This is a genomic window from Streptomyces sp. A0592 (genome assembly GCF_004795115.1).
In the GTDB taxonomy this organism is placed as follows: domain Bacteria; phylum Actinomycetota; class Actinomycetes; order Streptomycetales; family Streptomycetaceae; genus Streptomyces; species Streptomyces erythrochromogenes.
In genome coordinates, this window is sequence record NZ_SSBM01000022.1 from 83,644 (window position 1) to 101,911 (window position 18,268).

At 71.8% G+C, this 18,268-nt stretch carries 13 protein-coding genes; 7 read left to right on the top strand and 6 right to left on the bottom strand.

What is annotated here, in order from left to right; genetic code table 11:
• Positions 1 to 35 precede the first annotated feature (35 nt).
• The 3 genes from E6U81_RS26900 to E6U81_RS26910 are packed head-to-tail and all read left to right on the top strand — an operon-like array spanning position 36 to position 4,230.
• Complete coding sequence (locus E6U81_RS26900) at positions 36 to 1,247, top strand: glycosyltransferase family 4 protein (protein ID WP_136232685.1); 1,212 nt, start codon at positions 36 to 38, stop codon at positions 1,245 to 1,247.
• Positions 1,244 to 3,001, top strand: coding sequence for a lipopolysaccharide biosynthesis protein (locus tag E6U81_RS26905; protein ID WP_136232654.1), 1,758 nt, complete (start codon positions 1,244 to 1,246; stop codon positions 2,999 to 3,001). Before E6U81_RS26900 ends, E6U81_RS26905 begins: the two co-directional genes overlap by 4 nt.
• Complete coding sequence (locus tag E6U81_RS26910; RefSeq protein ID WP_136232655.1) at positions 2,998 to 4,230, top strand: hypothetical protein; 1,233 nt, start codon at positions 2,998 to 3,000, stop codon at positions 4,228 to 4,230. The genes E6U81_RS26905 and E6U81_RS26910 overlap by 4 nt, the downstream gene beginning before the upstream one ends.
• Before the next feature lie 153 nt (positions 4,231 to 4,383).
• Here the strand turns inward: E6U81_RS26910 and E6U81_RS26915 are convergent, their stop codons facing one another.
• Positions 4,384 to 5,832, bottom strand: a complete 1,449-nt coding sequence (locus E6U81_RS26915) for a hypothetical protein (RefSeq protein WP_240804041.1) — start codon at positions 5,830 to 5,832, stop codon at positions 4,384 to 4,386.
• Between the two features lie 171 nt (positions 5,833 to 6,003).
• Here E6U81_RS26915 and E6U81_RS26920 point away from each other — a divergent pair, with 171 nt between their 5' ends.
• Together E6U81_RS26920 and E6U81_RS26925 are read left to right on the top strand one after the other, a co-directional pair.
• Complete coding sequence (locus tag E6U81_RS26920; protein ID WP_136232656.1) at positions 6,004 to 6,543, top strand: WcaF family extracellular polysaccharide biosynthesis acetyltransferase; 540 nt, start codon at positions 6,004 to 6,006, stop codon at positions 6,541 to 6,543.
• Between the two features lie 8 nt (positions 6,544 to 6,551).
• A complete protein-coding gene (locus E6U81_RS26925; RefSeq protein ID WP_136232687.1) occupies positions 6,552 to 7,667 on the top strand; it encodes a glycosyltransferase in 1,116 nt (371 codons plus the stop codon).
• A gap of 15 nt (positions 7,668 to 7,682) precedes the next feature.
• On the opposite strand, the gene E6U81_RS26930 is transcribed toward E6U81_RS26925, so the two are convergent.
• The 4 genes from E6U81_RS26930 to gmd all read right to left on the bottom strand — a co-directional run bounded on the left by E6U81_RS26930 (position 7,683) and on the right by gmd (position 12,824).
• Positions 7,683 to 7,898: a DUF6458 family protein gene (locus E6U81_RS26930; RefSeq protein ID WP_031148400.1), complete on the bottom strand. Its 216-nt coding sequence runs from the start codon at positions 7,896 to 7,898 to the stop codon at positions 7,683 to 7,685.
• Between the two features lie 115 nt (positions 7,899 to 8,013).
• On the bottom strand, positions 8,014 to 8,691 hold the full coding sequence (locus E6U81_RS26935) for a hypothetical protein (protein WP_136232657.1): 678 nt from the start codon (positions 8,689 to 8,691) through the stop codon (positions 8,014 to 8,016).
• Between the two features lie 96 nt (positions 8,692 to 8,787).
• Positions 8,788 to 11,565, bottom strand: a complete 2,778-nt coding sequence (locus E6U81_RS26940) for a LamG-like jellyroll fold domain-containing protein (RefSeq protein ID WP_168714750.1) — start codon at positions 11,563 to 11,565, stop codon at positions 8,788 to 8,790.
• Between the two features lie 245 nt (positions 11,566 to 11,810).
• Positions 11,811 to 12,824, bottom strand: coding sequence for a GDP-mannose 4,6-dehydratase (gene gmd, locus E6U81_RS26945; protein WP_136232659.1), 1,014 nt, complete (start codon positions 12,822 to 12,824; stop codon positions 11,811 to 11,813).
• Between the two features lie 309 nt (positions 12,825 to 13,133).
• On the opposite strand from gmd, the gene E6U81_RS26950 reads away from it, so the two are divergent.
• Positions 13,134 to 14,078: a GDP-L-fucose synthase gene (locus E6U81_RS26950; RefSeq protein WP_136232660.1), complete on the top strand. Its 945-nt coding sequence runs from the start codon at positions 13,134 to 13,136 to the stop codon at positions 14,076 to 14,078.
• 22 nt (positions 14,079 to 14,100) lie between these two features.
• On the opposite strand, the gene E6U81_RS26955 is transcribed toward E6U81_RS26950, so the two are convergent.
• The gene (locus tag E6U81_RS26955; protein WP_136232661.1) at positions 14,101 to 15,576 is read right to left on the bottom strand and encodes a sugar transferase; all 1,476 of its coding nucleotides are present in this window, start codon (positions 15,574 to 15,576) and stop codon (positions 14,101 to 14,103) included.
• 381 nt (positions 15,577 to 15,957) lie between these two features.
• Here E6U81_RS26955 and E6U81_RS26960 point away from each other — a divergent pair, with 381 nt between their 5' ends.
• Positions 15,958 to 18,225 carry a M4 family metallopeptidase gene (locus E6U81_RS26960; RefSeq protein ID WP_136232662.1) on the top strand — a complete coding sequence of 756 codons (2,268 nt, stop codon included), beginning with the start codon at positions 15,958 to 15,960 and terminating at the stop codon, positions 18,223 to 18,225.
• The last annotated feature ends 43 nt before the right edge of the window (positions 18,226 to 18,268 follow it).

The following is an 18,268-nucleotide window of genomic DNA, read 5'->3' on the forward strand; positions in this document are numbered from 1 at the left end:
GGGGACGCACGGTGTCGAGATCCGGTCAGCGGCGCATGCTGCTGGTTTCCACCAATTACGCTCCGGAGCACGCGGGTATCGGCCCGTACGCGACGCAGATCGCGGAGCACTGGGCGGATCTCGGCCACGAGACGCACGTCCTCGCCGGCATGCCGCACTATCCCGCGTGGTCGCTCGAGCCGGAGTACAAGGGGGCGCTCCAGCGCACGGAACAGCGCGCGGGGGTCACCGTGCACCGGCGCGCGCACACCGTGCCGCCCCGCCAGACCGCCGTGAAGCGGGCCCTGTTCGAAGGATCGATTCTGCTCCACGGCGCCGTGGCCCCGCCGCGGATGCCCAGGCCGGACGCGGTCCTCGCCCAGATGCCCAGCCTGGCCGGCGGCGTGCTCGCCGCCCGGCTCGCGGCCCGCTGGAAGGTCCCCTACGTCCCGGTCGTCCAGGACCTGATGGGCGCCGCCGCGGCGCAGAGCGGGATCAGCGGCGGCGACAAGGCGGCCGCGATCGCCGGCCGCGCCGAGGCGTACGCCCTCAAGCGGGCCACCCTCGTCGGCGTCATCCACGAGACCTTCGTGGAGCGGGTCGTCGGCATGGGCGTGGACCCCGGCCGGATCCGCCTCGTCCCCAACTGGTCCCACGTGCCCAAGCCCACCAAGCCGCGCGGCGAGACCCGTCGCCACCTGGGCTGGAGCCCCGGCGAGACCGTCGTCCTGCACTCCGGGAACATGGGCCTCAAGCAGGGGCTCGAAGTCCTCGTGGGCGCCGCCCGCCTGGACCCGAAGGTCCGTTTCGTCCTGATGGGCGACGGCAGTCAGCGGTCCGCGCTCGCGGACCTCTCCGCGGACGTGCCGAATCTGGACATCATCCCCCCTGCCGCTGACGGCGAGTTCCCGGATATCCTCGCGGCGGCGGACGTTCTCGCGGTCACACAGCACGCCGCCGTGCTGGACATGAGCGTCCCGTCGAAGCTCACCTCCTACTTCCAGACCGGCCGGCCCGTCGTCGCCTCCGTGGCGGCGGAGGGCGGGACCGCCCAGGAGGTGGAGCGCTCGGGCGCAGGGGTGCTCGTACCGCCGGAGGACCCCGAGGCCCTGCTGAAGGCCGTACGGGCCCTCGCGGAGGACCCCGAGGGCGCGGACGCACTGGGAGCGGCCGGGCCCCGCCACGTGGCGGCCCACCTGAGCCGTGAAGCGGGCCTGGCCCGCATCGACGCACTGATAGACGAAGCACTTGGGGGAACCCGGCCGTGATCGAGACGAACCGCCCGGCAGCGGCACCGGCCGACGACGAACCCGACCTCCTCAGGGACCAGTTCCGGCAGCTCCTGCGCTACCGCAGGCTGATCGGCGCGGGCATCGCCGTCGGCCTGCTGGGCGGCGTCTACCTCGGCATATCCACCGCCGACACCTACGTCGCCACCGCCGACGTGGTGCTGCGCGCGCCCACCGACGACCCGTTCAACCCGAGCCTCGCCCCCGACAAGGCGATCAACATCGGCTCCGAGCGCCAGGTCGCGCTCAGCTCCTCCATCGCCAACGAGGCGGCGAAGAAGCTCGGGGTGTCCGCCAAGGACTTCGCCGCCCTGCGCGCCGGCCTCCAGGTGACCAACCCGCCGCAGACCATGGTGCTGCGCTTCACCTACACCGCGGACTCCCCCAAGGAGGCCGCCAAGCGCGCCAACGCGATGACCGAGGCCTACCTGCTCAAGCGGCAGGAGTCCCTCGACGCCACCCGCGACAAGATGGTCAAGGGCTACAAGGAGCAGCGCGACCCGATCGCCAAGCAGCTCGACGAGACGTCCAAGGAGATCGCCCGGATGCCCGCCGGCGCCGGACGCGACGCGGCCAGCTCCGCCAAGACCGACCTGCAGAGCGAGGTCGGCAGCTACAACACCAAGATCACCAAGCTTGAGGCCCTGGACATGACCCCGGGACGGGTCACCAGCGCCGCGACCGCGCCCACCGCGACCGACGGCCCCGGCATCCTCATGTCCCTCGCACTCGGCGCGGCCGTCGGCCTCGCGCTCGGCCTGCTGGCCGCCTGGGTCCGGCTGGTCTTCGACCCGGCGCCGCGCTCCGAGGGCGACGTGGCCCGCGCCCTGCGCGCCCCCGTCCTGGGCTACCTGCCGCGGGACCGGACGGGCGGCGGACCGCTGCTGGCCGCCGGCGAGGCCGACCCCCGGCTCGCCGAGGAGTACCGCTCGGTCGCCTTCCGCCTCGCCTACGACTCCCGCTTCGCCGACCGGCGCCGGCTCCTCGTCGTCGCGCCGCGCGGCAGCAGCGAGACCGCGGCCGCGGTGGCCGTGAACATGGCCGCCTCCTTCGCGGAGACCGGCAAGGACGTCCTGCTCATCGAGGCCGACCTGCGCACCCCGGTGCTGGCCAGCCAGCTGCCGACCGACGCGGGCGGCCGGCCCCGCTGGAGCCAGGGCCAGGGAGGCTCGCCCGCGCCCGGGCGCCACGCCGACTCCGAGTGGCCCGACGGCCGCCAGCTCGTCGTGGACGCCGGGGAGTCCGGCTCCTTCGACCTCATCCCCGGCGACCGGGCGCGCAACGTCCCGCGCGCGCTGACCTCCGCCCGCGCCACCCGGCTGATCTCCGAGGCCGACGCCCCCAACTCCACCGTCGTCGTGCTGGCACCGCCCGTGCTCTCCTACGCCGACGCCCTCGCCCTCGTCGACCGCGTCGACGGCGTCCTGGTCGTCTGCGACCCGCGCGCCATCCACCGCACCGACCTCATCCGGATCCGCGAACTCATCAGCGGCGCCGGCGGCACGGTGCTCGGCGCGGTGCTCCACGCACCGCTGCCCGGCGAGAAGCGCGGCAAGGGCAAGGGCAGCAAGGGCGGGACGCCCGCCGCAGCCCCGGCGGCCCCCGCGAAGTCGGGCAAGGCCGCACCGCAGCCCCAGCCGATCCCGTACGAGGTGGCGGAGCCCGAGCAGCACATCCCCGGTGACGGCACCGACACCGTCGCGCTGCGCACCGTGCGCATGGGCCGCAGATGAGCCGACGCGGCCTCGCCGCCGTCGCCTCGGTCCTGGACCAGGCGGCCTCCAGCGCCACCAACATCCTGGTGCTGGTGCTGGCCGCCCGGCTGTCGTCGGCCTCCGCCTTCGCCGACTTCTCGATGGTCTACGTGGCCTTCAGCGTGCTCCTCGGGCTGAACATGGCCTACGTCGGCCAGAGCCTCGTCCTGCAGAAGGGCGAAGGGCTCGGCGCCGCCTGCCGGTCGGCCGCCGGCTTCACCGGGGCCGCGTCGGCCGCCGCGGGCGTCCTGCTCGCGGTGGTGGGCCTCGCCCTGCCCGGGGCCACCGGACGGGCCTTCCTCGCGCTGGGCCTCGTCCTGCCGCTGGTGCTCCTCCAGGACGGGCTGCGCTACTGCTTCTCCGCGCTGCGCGCCCCCGAGCGCGCCCTGGCCGCGGACGCGCTGCGGCTGGTGTGCGTGGTCGCCGCGCTGGCCGTGCAGCCCGAAGGGGCCTCGGCGGGGCGGCTGGTGCTGGTGTGGGGCCTGTCCGCACTGCCCGCACTGGCGGTGGGCCTGTGGCTGCTGCGGCCGTACGTACGCGGCTCCCGCGCGGACCTGCGGCCGTACCTGCGGCGGGGGCACCTGGGGCAGCGCTTCGTGGTCGAGTTCGCGGTGGGCAACGGCTCCAGCCAGCTCGCCGTACTGGGTCTCGGCGTCTTCGCGACACCGCTGGCCGTCGGTGCGCTGCGGGGTGCGACCACCCTCTTCGGGCCGCTGAACGTGCTGTTCAACTCGGCGAACGCCTTCGGGCCGCCGATGCTCGGCCGCCTCGGCGGCAAGCGCGCCACCGTACGGGCCACGGCCGCGCTGGGCCTGGTGCTGGCCGCGGTCGGCGCGGGCTGGGCGACCGCCCTGTACCTGCTGCCGGACCGGCTGGGCCGGGAACTCCTGGGCGACACCTGGGAGGCGGCGTCCGCGCTGCTGCCGGCCACGGGTGCGCAGTACGCCGTGATGGGCCTCGGCACCTGCGCGCTGCTGACCCTGCGGGTCCTCGCCCCGAAGGCCACGCTGTCCCTGCAGGTGGTCTTCTCACTGCTGTCCGTGGGACTGCTGCTCGGCGGCTACGCGGTGTGGGGCGTGGCGGGCGCCGCCTGGGCCTTGGCGGCCGGCTCGGCCCTGAAGGCCCTGGCCGCCTGGTGGCGCGTGGCCCGGCTGCCGGTTGCCGGTGCCCGGCAGGACAGCGAGCCCCTGCCGGCCTCCGCGGCCTGATCCGCTGCGCGGGGCCTTCTCCCCGCCCCGCCCTTTCTCCGTTTCCCGGGCGCTGCCCAGACCCCGCGCCTCAATCGCCGGCGAGGCTGAAATACCCAGCCCCGCCGGCGATTGAGGCGCGTGGTCTGGGGCGGAGCCCCGGCAAGGGCCGCGTCAGCGGAGGGTGGTGGACTTGTCCGTGCGGTAGGTCGCGACCAGCGCCAGGCAGAGGGCCGCGATCGCGACGCGTCCCGACGCCTGCAGCAGCGGTCCGCGCAGCAGGATGAAGGAGTAGCCCGCGACCAGCGGGACGACCACCGAGATCAGGCTGCCCGGCGGCGCCCTCCGCGTGGCTCGCTTCGCATAGCGCCGGTCGATGCGGGCCGAGGCGTAGCCCATGCCCAGCAGGCCCGCGCCCATCCCCAGCGGCCCGAAGTCGAGCCAGAGCTCCGCCCAGATCGGGGAGGAGAGGTTGGTGTTGACCGTGCCCATCCACTGGCCGACCATCACGCCCGTGTCCCGCGGTTTGCCCTCCCAGACCGAGCGGGGCACCGCGAAGAAGATCGACCCGGCCAGCTGGCGGCCGTAGAAGTGCCCGGGGCCCGACTCCGAGAAGGTGATGGTGTTCGCGAACATGCCGATCTGGTCGTAGTCCTTGAGGGCCATCGGCTCCAGGAAGGACGTGGTCTCGACCGGCCGGTAGTTCTTCTCGTCGTACCGGAAGCGGTCCGCGAACGGGAAGATCAGGAGGGCGACGACCACTGCCATCGACAGCGCCACGCGGTACATCGCCGCGCTCACCGGGAAGACGGTGAAGAGCAGGGCGAACATGACCGTCAGGAACCAGTAGCGCGGGTTCGAGATGGGGTTGTTGACGATCAGGTTGAGGCCGGCGAGCGCCGCCCACGTGACGATGATCGACACCTTGCGGCGGGCGAACTTCGAGGTGATCAGCCAGCGCGTGTACAGGAGCAGGGCGAGCAGGGCCGGCACCGTGCCGAAGCCGCGCAGCAGGGCCTGGCCGGCCTGGCCGTCGCCGTTGGAGACGCCCGCCTCCTCGATGCCGGCGATGATCTCCTGGCGGCTGGAGAAGAAGACCGCCGGACCGCCCAGCTTCATGATGAAGACGGCGCTGCACAGGAACGACAGGACCGTCAGGAGCTGGAGCCGGCGCCGGTGCGCCATGACGGGCCTCGACTCCTTCTGGGAGCCGCCCGCGCGCCCGGCCGGCCGGTGGCGGGCCAGCAGCACGCCGACGTCGAAGGCGGTGCAGCCCAGCAGCACCAGCCCGATGGCGACGGTGAGGTCCGAGCGCGGGCCGACGACCGGCGTCGGGACCTGGCCGAGGACGGCCTGCGCGAGCGGGGCCACGCCCATGGCCATGTAGACGAAGAGCCAGAAGGAGCCCTGGAGCAGTTTGCGGCGGCTGGTGAGCACCATCGCGGAGAGCCGGGCACCCGCGTACATGGTGAGCAGCAGCTGGAGCCAGAAGGCCGCGTCGCGCGCGCCGGCGCCCGTCTGGACGGCGACGAACAGCGGGAGGAAGACGGTGAATCCGAGCGCGAGCGGTACGGACAGCGCCCGCGAGAGCAGGGTCCGCGGGAGGGTTTCCCGGCCCCACATGCTCTCGTCCTCGAAGGGGGACGGGACGACCGGCTTGGCGGGCGCTGCGGAGGGCTTGCGTATGTCCGTCGTCACTGCCGCCCCCACCCGATGTGCCTGGTCCGCGCGCAGTCTAGTCTGAGCGGGCCGCGCCCGGGGAGGCCGTGGCCGAGAGCACGATGGGGGCTTCTGTTGCGTGATCTTCCTTCCTTCACGCTGGCCGGGTACGACAAGGGGCGCGGACTGCTGACGCAGGCGCTCTGGTTCGCCGTGATGAACACGGTCTTCATGGCCTGGTTCTGTCCGGCCCGGCTGCGGGTGGCGCTGCTGCGGGCCTTCGGGGCGAAGATCGGCGAGGGCGTGCTGATCCGGCACAAGGTCCGCGTGCTGTGGCCGTGGAAGCTCACCGTCGGCGACCACGCCTGGATCGGCGAGGGCGTCTGGGTGCTGAACCTGGAGCCGGTGACCATCGGTTCGCACGTGTGCCTCTCGCAGGAGGCGATGCTGTGCACCGGCTCGCACGACCACCGGGCCGCCGACTTCCGCTACCGCAACGCGCCGATCACCGTCGAGGACGGCGCCTGGGTGGCGGTACGGGCGACCGTGCTGGCCGGGGTGACCGTCGGCCGGTGCGCCGTCGCGGGCGCCGGGGCCGTCGTGCACAAGGACCTGCCGGAACTGACCCTGCAGACCCAGGACGGGCGGCGCCGCCCGGTGGAGGAGCCCAAGTGAGTGCCGCGATGAGAGTCCTGCACGCCGTCACCCTGCACTCCCCCTCGCACGCCTTCGGCGGGCCGGTGCGGGTCGCGCTGAACCTGGCGAAGGGGCTGCGGGCCCGCGGCCACGAGGCCCGGCTGCTCGCGCTGGGCGAGGGCTTCGAGGAGTGGCCCACCTCCGTGGAGGGCGTGCCGGCGAAGCTGTTCCCGGCCCGCCGGCTGCTCCCCCTCGGCTTCAGCGGGATGACCTCGCCGGCGCTGCTGGCCTCGGCCGGGCGCCTGGTGCGGGACGCCGACGTGGTGCACGTCCACCTGGCGCGCGACCTGGTGACCCTGCCGGTGGCGCTGGCGGCGCTGCGCGCGGGCAAGCCGCTGGTGCTCCAGACCCACGGCATGGTGGACCCGAGCGGGAAGCTCCTGGCGAAGGTGCTGGACGCGGTGGCGGTGCGCCGGCTGCTGCGCGGCGCGGACGCGGTGCTGTACCTGACCCCGCACGAGCGGGAGGGCCTGGACGCGGTGGTCGGCGCACCGCTGGCGAACACGGTCCGGCTGATCAACGGGACCCCGGCGCAGGAGGAGCGGCCCGCCCCGGAGGGACCGCCGCGCATCCTGTACTCCGCGCGCCTGCAGGCCCGTAAGCGGCCGGTGGACTTCGTGGACGCGGCCCCGGCGGTCCTCGCCGAGCACCCGGACGCGCACTTCGTGGTCGCGGGCCCGGACGAGGGCGAACTGGCGGCCGTACGCGCCCGGATCGGGGCGCTGGGCCTGACGGACCGGTTCACCGTCCCCGGAGCGCTGTCCAGCGAGCAGGTCCTGGCGGAACTGCGCCGGGCCCACGTCTACGTCCTGCCCTCGGTGGACGAGCCGTTCCCGATGTCCGTTCTGGAGGCCCTCGCGGTGGGTGTCCCCCCGGTCGTGACGCACTCCAACGGGCTGGCGCGCGACATCGCGGCGGCGGGGGCGGGCCGCGCGGTCGACCCCGGTCCGGCGGGTGTGGCCGCGGCGGTCCTGGAACTGCTGGACCCCCGAGCGGGCGGCGAGGCCTCCCTCGCCGCCCGCAAGCTGGCCGACGGGTCCTTCTCCATGGACGCCGTCATCGACACGCTGCTGCCGGTGTACGGGGCCGCGCTGCGCCGGTGAGGCGGGGCCGCCGGGTCAGATGACGTCCCGGCGGTGTTCCTCCACCACCGGGATCGCGCCCGCGGTCCGGCGCCGCTTGTAGATGCTGGTGTACACGGCGAGGCCGATCCCGCCCACCGCCATCATGATCAGACCGACCAGGTCGAGGTTGACGCTCTCCATCTCCCAGTCGCTGGCGAAGGTGAGGATGGCGCCCACCACGATCAGGCCTATGCATCCGCCGATGCCCATGGGTCCGCCTTCCGTCGGGTGACTGTGACGGCGCGGGTACCCGGGTATCGGGCACGAAAACGCCCTCCGGCCGGAAGTACCGGCCCCGGAGGGCGTTTTCGCGACTGCTGTGGTGTTACGCGGGGATCCAGGCGTAGCAGCCGGAGGAGTTGAACTCCGCGGCGCCCGACGGGATCGTGGCCGTGATCTTGTCACCGGCCTTGGGCGGCGTCTCGGGGCCCGAGGCGAGGACGGAGCCGTCCTTGCCCTTGGCCTCCCAGGTGCAGTTCGTGGCCTGGGTCAGCGCCCGGTAGCTGCCCGCGGCGGGAGACTTGCGGGATCCCTCGGGGAAGCCCTTCTCCGCCGCGGCGAGGATCGGCTTCTGGTCCGGGCACAGGTGCGTGATCGCGTCCTTGGCGCCCGGGATCTCCCCGGTGATGATGGCGCCGGTCGCCGCGTCCTTGTCGCGCTTGGCCGTGCGGGCCACCCGCTGACAGGCCTCCTGGCCGGTCTGCAGGACGGCCGCCGGGTCCATCTTCTCCGGGACGCGCCCGCTCAGGTACTTCTTCTCCTCCGCCGTGAAGCTGCCCGTCTTCGGGGTGAGCTTGGCGTCGGGGAGGACCGGGCCGGTCGGCTTCGCGTCGGCGGCGGGCGACGCCGCCGGGTCCGGGGTGTCCGCCGGGTCGGGGGCCGCCGACGAGGCCGGGGGCTTCGCCTTCGCCTGGGCGTCGGAGTCGTCCCCGCCCGAACTGCAGGCGGTCAGCGTCAGTGCGGCAGCGAGCAGGACAGCGGCCGCTGCGGAGCGTCGGTACATCGGGTGGCTCCCGTACTCAAGGGGGTGTACGCAGGAATGCGGGGCCCGGCCACGCAGCCGGGCCCCGCATTCCGTCAGGCGGTTGCTTCGGTACTACTACTTCGCGCCGAAGGTGAGGACCAGCTGCGGAGTGCCCTCCGCGGCCGTGGACTCCGAGGCCCAGAGCCACAGCGGGTCGGTCCCGTTGCTCGTCAGGCCCAGGCTGTAGCTGCTGCCCAGCACCGCGGTGACCGCGGCGGTGTCCAGCTCGACGTTGTGCACGGCCGAACCGTCCGGCACGCCCGCGATGCTGCCGAGCGGGGTGGCGCCGAGGGCCGGCTTGGTGTTGAACGACGTGCTCGCGCCGCTCCAGGTACCGGTGACCGGGACCACGGAGACGGTGTCGACGGTGCCGGCGCTCGCCTGGGTGCTGGTCTTGAACTGCAGCGAGGCGGACTTCAGGACCTGGCCCGCCGGGGCGGCCGGGACGTCGAAGCGCATGTACGCCTGGTACAGCGAGCCGCTGCCGCGCACGGCGAGCGAGGTGGCGGTGCCGTAGGCGGTGCTCGGGGCGCCCTGGTTGATGTAGGTGTCCTCGGTCGTCTTGACCGTGGAGACCGTGTCGGTGGGAGCCTTGGCCAGGTCGAAGTGGTTCTTGACCTGGGCCTGGGTGAGCGTCGTCGGGTACACGGCGGTCTCGTCGAGCTGACCCGCGAAGAAGTTGCTCGTCGGACGGGTCGGCCAACCGGAGAGGTTGTCACCGCCGGCGTGCCAGTAGCCCGCGTAGGTGCTGTTGCTGGTGGCGTTCAGCGAGCCCTTGTTCTGGCCGTCGACGTACAGCGTGATGCCGCCGGGGCCCTGGGTGCCGACCACGTGGTGCCACTTGTTGTCGTTGTACGTCTCGAACAGGCCGGTGGAGACCGTCCGGGCCGAGCCGTTGTAGACGCCGAACACCAGGCGACCGGTGTTCGTCATGTAGATGTGGCGGTCGTGCGACCCGCTGCTGCGCGTGGTGTTGTTGCCGAAGCCGATCAGCTTGCCGCCGCGCGTGGTGTTGGTCTTGAACCAGGTCTCGATGGTGAACGTGTTGCCGACCGACTGACGGCGGTCGCTGTGCACCAGCTGGCTGGTCCCGTTGAAGCCCATCGCCGTGCTGCCGGGGACGGCGCCGGGCGACTGCTTCAGGGCGGGGGCGTTGAACTGGACGCCGCTGCGGTTGCCGGACACCGAGGTGTCGGCGACGTAGGGGCTGACCGAGTCGTCGTAGCGCCAGTACAGGTCGGCGCCGTCGGTGCGGACCTGGTTCGGGTAGGACTGGACCGAGGTCGGGACGGTCACCGAGGTGGTGGCCGACAGGGCGCTGGTGTTGCCCGCGGCGTCGGTCGCCGTCACCCGGTAGGTGTACGACTGGCCGGCCTTGACCGTGGTGTCGTTCCAGGAGGCCTGCGGGCGCTCCCACTCCAGCGAGCTGGCGGTGACGGTGGCGGCCGGGGTGGCCGAGCCGTTGCGGTAGATGCGGTACGTCAGCTTGCTGTCGTCCGCGTCGTAGCTGGTGCGCCAGCGGACCTGGGCCTCGCCCGGCTTGACGCTGGAGGCGCTGGCCACCGGGGTGGTCGGGGCGCCGACGTCGCCGGTGGAGGCGAAGCGGGTCAGACCCTGCTGGGCCTTGCCGTTGATGAGGGTGAACTCACCGCCGACCCACATGTACTTCACGTCGTTCTTCTCGGCCACGGCCATCACGCGCGGGCCGATGCCCTCGCCGAGACCGTCGTTGGCCGTGGGGTGCCAGCCGAGCTTGGCCGGACCGCGCACGAAGCCGTCCACCGGCGCGGGGGCGGCACCTTCGTGGTTGGTCGGCTGCGCCAGCAGGAAGTGCCGCTTGCCGTCGGGGAACTCCTGCTCGGTGGAGCAGTCGTGCGCGTGCGAGGAGCTGTAGAGGACGCCCTCGTACGGCAGGACGAACTGCGTGGCGCCGAGGCAGCGGTCGCGCCACTTCTCGGTGAAGTCGCTCAGGCGCAGGCCGATGCGGCCGTCGAAGACACCGCCGCCGGAGCCCTCGTTGCCCGCGTAGAAGCCGGTGTCGTCGGTGGAGATGTCCTTGACGACCGAGTTCGACGGGATGTTGGTGTAGGTCTTCTTCACGGCGCCGGAGGTGGCGTCCACAACGGCCAGCGCGTGGCTGTTGGCGTTGTTGACCGTGAAGAAGTCGCCGCCGAGCAGCACGTTCTTGCCGTCGGGGGTGACCTCTACCGCCCGGCCCGGCTCGTCGACGTTGGCGACGAAGGGCTTGAGCGCACCGGTGGACGCGTCCACGGCGGCGAACCGCTCGCGGGTCTGGCCCTCGACGGTGGTGAAGTCGCCCGCCGCGTACAGGGTGTCGTCCGTGACCGCGAGTCCGCGCACGGTGGCGGGGAAGCCCGGGTGGAACGCTGCCTTGGGGGTGCAGGTCGCGATGTCGATGGCCGCGAGGCTGGAGACCGGGGTGCCGTTGACGGCTCCGAAGTAGCCGCCCGCGTAGAGGGTCTTCTTGTCCTTCGAGACGACCAGCGTGCGCACCGTCGCGGTGCCGTCGCCGATGGTGAAGGCCAGCTTGCAGGAGGTGGGGTTGCCCGTCGCGGCGTCGAGCGCGACGAAGTTCACGGCCTCCCGCTCGGCACCCGCCACGCCCTCGGGCGGACGGACGGCGGAGAAGGTTCCGCCGGCGAAGACAGTGCCTTCGGCCTGGGCCATCGCCCAGACGATGCCGTCGGGCTGCCAGGTCGGCAGCTCGTCGGCGGTGAATGCCACCGGCGCCGTGATGGCGGACGCCTGGGGCATCAGCACCAGGCCTATCCCGGTGCCCGCACCGGCCAGTGACAATACGAGGGCGGCAGTCAGCCCTCTGGATCTACGCATGAGCCCCCCAGGGCAATCGCCCGGTTTGATGGCTGGAACTATCCGAACAGCCATATGTATCTGGCGCAGACTAGGGCTCACGCGAGGGCCTGGTCACCTCCCTTGACCCATTGCATACCAACTTGGAATCAAAGGTTCAGCTTGGAGGGCGCACTAGGGACATACGGCACGTTTGCCCCGGTCATGCTGGCGCAGAACCGCCTGCATGACCGGAACACGGCAAATCGTAGGGGAAATATAAGCCCTCAGCGATCGATACGGACCGTCACGCCCGCCAGTTGGTCCTCAACCTGGCGGATGTCGGCGTCGACCATGATCTGCGCCAATTCGGCCACCAGGACCGACGGCTTCCAGCCGAGCAGGTCATGGGCCTTGGAGGCGTCGCCGATGAGGGCGTCGACCTCGCTGGGGCGCTCGTACTTGGCGTCGTACCGCACGTGCTCGCTCCAGTCGAGACCGGCGTGCGAGAAGGACGACTCGACGAACTCGCGGACGGTCGCGGCCACACCGGTGGCGACGACGTAGTCGGTGGGCTCGTCCTGCTGGAGCATCCGCCACATGGCGTCCACGTACTCGGGGGCGTAGCCCCAGTCGCGCACCGCGTCGAGGTTGCCGAGGTAGAGGTGGTCCTGCAGGCCGGCCTTGATGCGGGCGACCGCGCGGGTGATCTTGCGGGTCACGAAGGTCTCACCGCGGCGCGGGGACTCGTGGTTGAAGAGGATCCCGTTGACGGCGAACATGTCGTACGCCTCGCGGTAGTTCACCGTGGTCCAGTACGCGAAGACCTTCGCGGCGCCGTACGGGCTGCGCGGGTGGAACGGGGTCTGCTCGTTCTGCGGCGGCGGGGTGGACCCGAACATCTCGGAGGACGAGGCCTGGTAGATGCGGGTGTCGACGCCGCTGGCCCGGATGGCCTCCAGGAGCCGCAGCGCGCCGAGGCCCGTCACGTCGCCCGTGTAGAGCGGGGCGTCGAAGGAGACGCGGACGTGGGACTGCGCGCCGAGGTTGTAGACCTCGTCGGGGCGTATGTCGCGGAGCAGGTTCACCAGGGCGACGCCGTCGGAGAGGTCTGCGTGGTGCAGGACGAAGGACCGGTTGGCCGTCTGCGGGTCCTGGTAGATGTGGTCGACCCGCTCCGTGTTGAAGCTGGAGGACCGCCGCACGAGACCGTGCACCGTGTAGCCCTTGGAGAGCAGGAGCTCGGCGAGGTACGAGCCGTCCTGTCCGGTGACTCCGGTGATCAGTGCGGTCTTGCCCATGGGGTCCCCTTGCTGGTGGTTGCTGTGTGTCGTGGTGAGGCGTTGCCTCGGTGTGGGTGCGGAGCGGGCCGTGTGGCGTCGCACCGGGCGGCCCGGCCGCGGCCCGGGGGCCGGATTGCGTTACCGTACACGGCCGCTCCCGGACCGCCCCGGCGGGGCGGACACCCCTGCCCGGAGCGGACGCGGTCCGGCCCGGCCCCGGTTCCGGACGGCGCCGGGCGGCCGTCCGGGGCCGGGCGGTCCGGGGGCCCGCGCCCCGGCCGTGGACCACTGCGATCCCCGCGGGAGCGGACTGGCATCATCGGCGGTATGACAAGTTCGCTGCCGCTCCTGCCCCCGAACGCCCGCGTCTTCGTCGCGGGCCACCGCGGCCTCGTGGGGTCCGCGGTCGCCCGCCGGCTCACCGCCGACGGCCACGAGGTGCTCACCCGGGGCCGTGCCGACCTCGACCTGCGCGACGCCGCCGCCACCGGGGCGTACCTGAAGGACGTCCGCCCGGACGCCGTCGTGCTGGCCGCCGCCAAGGTCGGCGGGATCATGGCCAACAGCACGTACCCGGTGCAGTTCCTCGAGGAGAACCTGCAGATCCAGCTCAGCGTGATCGGCGGCGCCCACGCCGCCGGCGTGGGCCGGCTGCTGTTCCTCGGGTCGTCCTGCATCTACCCGAAGCTGGCGCCGCAGCCGATCCACGAGGACGCCCTGCTGACCGGCCCGCTGGAGCCGACCAACGAGGCCTACGCCCTCGCGAAGATCGCCGGCATCGTCCAGGTCCAGTCGTACCGCAAGCAGTACGGGGCCTCGTACATCTCGGCCATGCCGACGAACCTCTACGGGCCCGGCGACAACTTCGACCTGGAGACCTCGCACGTCCTGCCCGCCCTGATCCGGCGCTTCCACGAGGCCGCAGCCGAGGGCCGCGAGGAGGTCACCCTGTGGGGCTCCGGTACCCCGCGGCGGGAGTTCCTGCACGTGGACGACCTGGCCGCGGCCTGCGCCGTCCTGCTGGAGAGCTACGACGGCGACGAGCCCGTCAACATCGGCTGCGGTGAGGACCTGACCATCCGCGAGCTGGCCGAGACGGTCGCCGAAGTGACCGGCTTCCGGGGCCGGCTCGCCTGGGACACCTCCAAGCCGGACGGAACGCCGCGCAAGCTGCTGGACGTCGGCCGCCTGACCTCGCTCGGCTGGAAGCCCGGCATCCCGCTGCGGGACGGCATCGCCTCCACGTACAAGTGGTGGCGCGAGCAGAGCTGATCGCACAGGCGGCCTCGGCCCCTCAGTAGGCTCCGCGACCGTCGACGACGGCGCGGAGCGTACGGCCCATCACGTCGACGTCACTGGTGAAGGACCAGTTGTCGACGTACTGCAGGTCCAGCTGGATCGTCTCGTCCCAGGACAGGTCCGACCTGCCGCTGATCTGCCAGAGCCCCGTCATCCCGGGCCGCACGGTCAGCCGGCGCAGCTCGACCTCGTCGTACTGGGCCACCTCTTCCGGCAGCGGCGGGCGCGGGCCCACCAGCGACATGTCGCCGAGGAGTACGTTGACGAGCTGCGGCAGCTCGTCCAGGGACGTGCGGCGCAGGAGCCGGCCCACCCGGGTGACCCGGGGGTCGCGGCGCATCTTGAACATCAGGCCGTCGTTCTCGTTGGCCCCGGCCAGTTCGGCCTTGCGCGCGTCGGCGTCCACCACCATCGTGCGGAACTTCCACATGACGAAGGGGACCCCGTCGCGGCCGATGCGCCGCTGGCGGTAGAAGGCCGGACCTCGCGAGCCGAAGCGGATCGCGAGGACGATCCCGAGGAGGAACGGGGAGAGCAGCAGCAGGCCGGCCGCGGCGCCCACCCGGTCGAGGGCCGACTTGAGCAGGGTCTGCACACCGCGGCCGACCGGCGGCGCGACGCGCAGCACGGCGAGTCCGCCCGCGGAGAGGGTCTCCAGCCGCTTGACCGAGACCTCCACCAGCCCGGGGAAGACGGCCAGCTCCAGGCCCGCGTCGTGCAGGGCCCAGGCGACGCGGCGCAGCCGCTCCCCCGTGATCCGCACGCCGGGGGCGACCAGCACCAGGTCGGCGTGGTGGCTGAGGACCGCGCCGAGCACGTGCGCGGAGTCGACTCCGGGGGCCTCGGGCGCGTCGGCGTCGAGCCGGGCCGCCACGGGGACGCCGCTGGCGAGCCGTCCGGTGCCGACCGGGACGACGCCGACGACGACGTACGGGTGGTCGGTGCGGGCGGCGAGGTGCGCGATGACGTCCTCGGCCGCGTCGGGCTCCCCTATCACCAGCACGCGGCTCACGGCCTGGGCCTCGCGGCGGGCCGCCGAGAGGTGACGGTAGGTCAGTTTGTGGCAGGCGACGGTGATCAGCAGGGCGGGCAGCAGGGCCCCGAGGGCGGACAGCCGGGGCGTGTCCTCCTCGGTCACCACACGTGCCACGGCCAGCACGCCGATCAGAATCAGCCAGTCGTGGAGGACCGGGAGCACACCGCGGGACTCTCCGAGCGCCCGGGTGGCGTACCGGCGGCGCAGCGCCTGGATGCCGGTCCACGCCACGGCCGCGGCCAGGGCGCAGTAGACGGGCCGGACCTGCTGGGCCGCGTCGAAGACGAGCCCCACGGGGACGGCAGCGCCGAAGAAGTCGGCGACTATCGCGGCCGGACGGTACCAACGGGCCTTGTCACCGAGGCGCCGCACGGGCGCCAGGGACTCATGGGCCGCCCTGGCCACTCTTTGCGCAGGAAAATGAACATGCCTCATGGGCCCCCCTGGCACGTGGTCTATGACAGTGGCAAGTGTCCATGGCTTCCCCTGGCGATGAACATCTGCCGCACCGGCAAACAGTACGACAAACACCCGTACGGTAAATGCCGTTTCGGTCAACCCAGCCTCTTGTTGCGCAAGTGTTAGCAACCGGTAGCTGGCGTTCCACATCCCGGACGCCCTGCGCGCACGCGAAGGTGAATGCTCCGGATACCGGATACGTATCTTCGAACAACGAACCGTTTCCGGCCAACCTTTTGACGCGGCCCTGACATCCGACGCGCCAAGTGGCAATCTTCGACCGTTCATCGCACCGCACCTGCTCTGCCCGGAGGCCCACCCAGCCGTCCGGAACCCCCCTTGCAGAAGGAGTCTGCGTTGAGGTCCACCCCCCAGAGGCGTGCCACCGCGGCGGGCGCGCTCGTTGCCGCGGCAGCCCTGCTCGCCGTAGGTATACAGACCGGAACCGCCACCGCCGACGCCACCGCGTCACAGGCACCCAAGGCCGCCCAGTCCAACCCGGGCTCGGCCAACCGCGTACTCAGCGCATCGGAGCGTGCGACGCTCCTCGCCGAAGCCAACTCGACCACCGCGCAGGCGGCCAAGGCGCTCGGCCTCGGAAGTGGCGAGAAGCTCGTCGTCCGCGATGTCGTCCAGGATGCGGACGGCACCACGCACACCACGTACGAGCGGACCTACGACGGTCTGCCCGTACTCGGCGGCGACCTGACCGTCCACGCCAAGAACGGCGTCACCAAGAGTGTGACGAAGGCGACCCACCACGAGATCAAGGTCGCGACGACCGAGGCCTCGGTCACCCCGGCCGCCGCCGAGAGCCAGGCGGTCTCCGCCGCCGGCGCCGAGGGCTCGAAGGAGGCCAAGCCCTCCAAGAACGCCCGCAAGGTGATCTGGGCGGCCGAGGGCGCTCCGAGGCTCGCGTTCGAGACGGTCGTCGGCGGTCTCCAGCACGACGGCACGCCGAACGAGCTGCATGTGGTGACCGACGCCAGGACCGGCGCCAAGATCACCGAGTGGCAGGCCGTCGAGACCGGCACCGGCAACACGATGTACAGCGGCCAGGTGACCCTCGGGACCACCCAGTCGGGCAGCACCTGGAACCTGACCGACGCGGCCCGCGGCAACCACAAGACGTACAACCTCAATCGCGGTTCGTCCGGCACCGGCACGCTCTTCTCCGGCCCGGACGACATCTGGGGCAACAACCAGCCGTCCAACCTGGAGACGGCCGGCGCGGACGCCCACTACGGCGCCGCGGTCACGTGGGACTACTTCAAGAACGTGCACGGCCGCAACGGCCTGCGCAACGACGGCGTGGCCCCGTACAGCCGGGTCCACTACGGCAACAACTACGTGAACGCGTTCTGGCAGGACTCCTGCTTCTGCATGACGTACGGCGACGGTGACGGCAACGCCAAGCCGCTCACCTCCACCGACGTGGCCGCGCACGAGATGTCCCACGGCCTGACCTCGGTCACCGGCAACATGACCTACAGCGGTGAGCCCGGCGGTCTGAACGAGGCCACCTCCGACATCTTCGCGGCGGCGGTCGAGTTCTACGCCAACAACCCGCAGGACGTCGGCGACTACCTGGTCGGCGAGAAGATCGACATCCGCGGCGACGGCACCCCGCTGCGCTACATGGACAAGCCCAGCAAGGACGGCTCGTCCAAGGACGCCTGGTACTCGGGCATCGGCTCGATCGACGTCCACTACTCCTCGGGCCCGGCCAACCACTGGTACTACCTGGCCTCCGAGGGCTCCGGCGCCAAGGTCGTCAACGGCGTGAGCTACGACTCGCCGACCTCCGACGGTCTGCCCGTCACCGCGATAGGCCGCGACGCCGCCTCGAAGATCTGGTTCCGCGCGCTGACCACCGGTCTGTTCAAGTCGAACACCAACTACGCGGCCGCCCGTACGGCGACCCTGCAGGCGGCGGCCGACCTGTACGGCGCCGGCTCGACCACCTACAACAACGCGGCGAACGCCTGGGCGGCCATCAACGTCGGCCCGCGCATCGTCAGCGGTGTCTCGGTCACCCCGATCGCCAACCAGAACACCCAGATCAACACCGCTGTGAGCCTGCAGGTCCAGGCGACCAGCACCAACCCGGGTGCGCTGAGCTACGCGGCGACCGGCCTGCCGGCCGGCCTGTCGATCAACTCCTCGACCGGTCTGATCTCCGGTACGGCCACCACCGCGGGCACGTCCAACGTGACCGTCACCGTGACCGACTCGCAGAGCAAGACCGGCACGGCGTCCTTCACCTGGACGGTCGGCACCGGCCAGCAGAACGTCTTCGAGAACACGAACGACTACCAGATCGCGGACAACGCCACGGTCGAGTCCCCGATCGCGGTGACCCGCACGGGCAACGCCCCGAGCACGCTGAAGGTGGACGTGAACATCGTCCACACCTACGTCGGTGACCTGGTGGTCGACCTGGTCGCCCCCGACGGCAGCGTCTACAACCTGCGCAACCGCAGCGGCGGCAGCGCGGACAACATCGTCCAGACCTTCACCGTGAACGCCTCCTCCGAGGTCGCCAACGGCACCTGGAAGCTCCGCGTCCGCGACGCTGCCAGCCTGGACACCGGCTACATCAACAGCTGGAAGCTCACCTTCTGACCCCTTCGGGGCCGCGTGAGCCACGGCTGGACCGATAGATAGA

Bases quoted from the DNA above. Each gene is read 5' to 3' on its own strand.
- gmd (WP_136232659.1), bottom strand. From the start codon at position 12,824: ATGGGCAAGACCGCACTGATCACCGGAGTCACCGGACAGGACGGCTCG.
- E6U81_RS26925 (WP_136232687.1), top strand. From the start codon at position 6,552: ATGAGAGTCCTGCACGCCGTCACCCTGCACTCCCCCTCGCACGCCTTC.
- E6U81_RS26915 (WP_240804041.1), bottom strand. From the start codon at position 5,832: ATGTGGGGCCGGGAAACCCTCCCGCGGACCCTGCTCTCGCGGGCGCTG.
- E6U81_RS26910 (WP_136232655.1), top strand. From the start codon at position 2,998: ATGAGCCGACGCGGCCTCGCCGCCGTCGCCTCGGTCCTGGACCAGGCG.
- E6U81_RS26935 (WP_136232657.1), bottom strand. From the start codon at position 8,691: ATGTACCGACGCTCCGCAGCGGCCGCTGTCCTGCTCGCTGCCGCACTG.
- E6U81_RS26955 (WP_136232661.1), bottom strand. From the start codon at position 15,576: ATGAGGCATGTTCATTTTCCTGCGCAAAGAGTGGCCAGGGCGGCCCAT.
- E6U81_RS26930 (WP_031148400.1), bottom strand. From the start codon at position 7,898: ATGGGCATCGGCGGATGCATAGGCCTGATCGTGGTGGGCGCCATCCTC.
- E6U81_RS26940 (WP_168714750.1), bottom strand. From the start codon at position 11,565: ATGCGTAGATCCAGAGGGCTGACTGCCGCCCTCGTATTGTCACTGGCC.
- E6U81_RS26900 (WP_136232685.1), top strand. From the start codon at position 36: ATGCTGCTGGTTTCCACCAATTACGCTCCGGAGCACGCGGGTATCGGC.
- E6U81_RS26950 (WP_136232660.1), top strand. From the start codon at position 13,134: ATGACAAGTTCGCTGCCGCTCCTGCCCCCGAACGCCCGCGTCTTCGTC.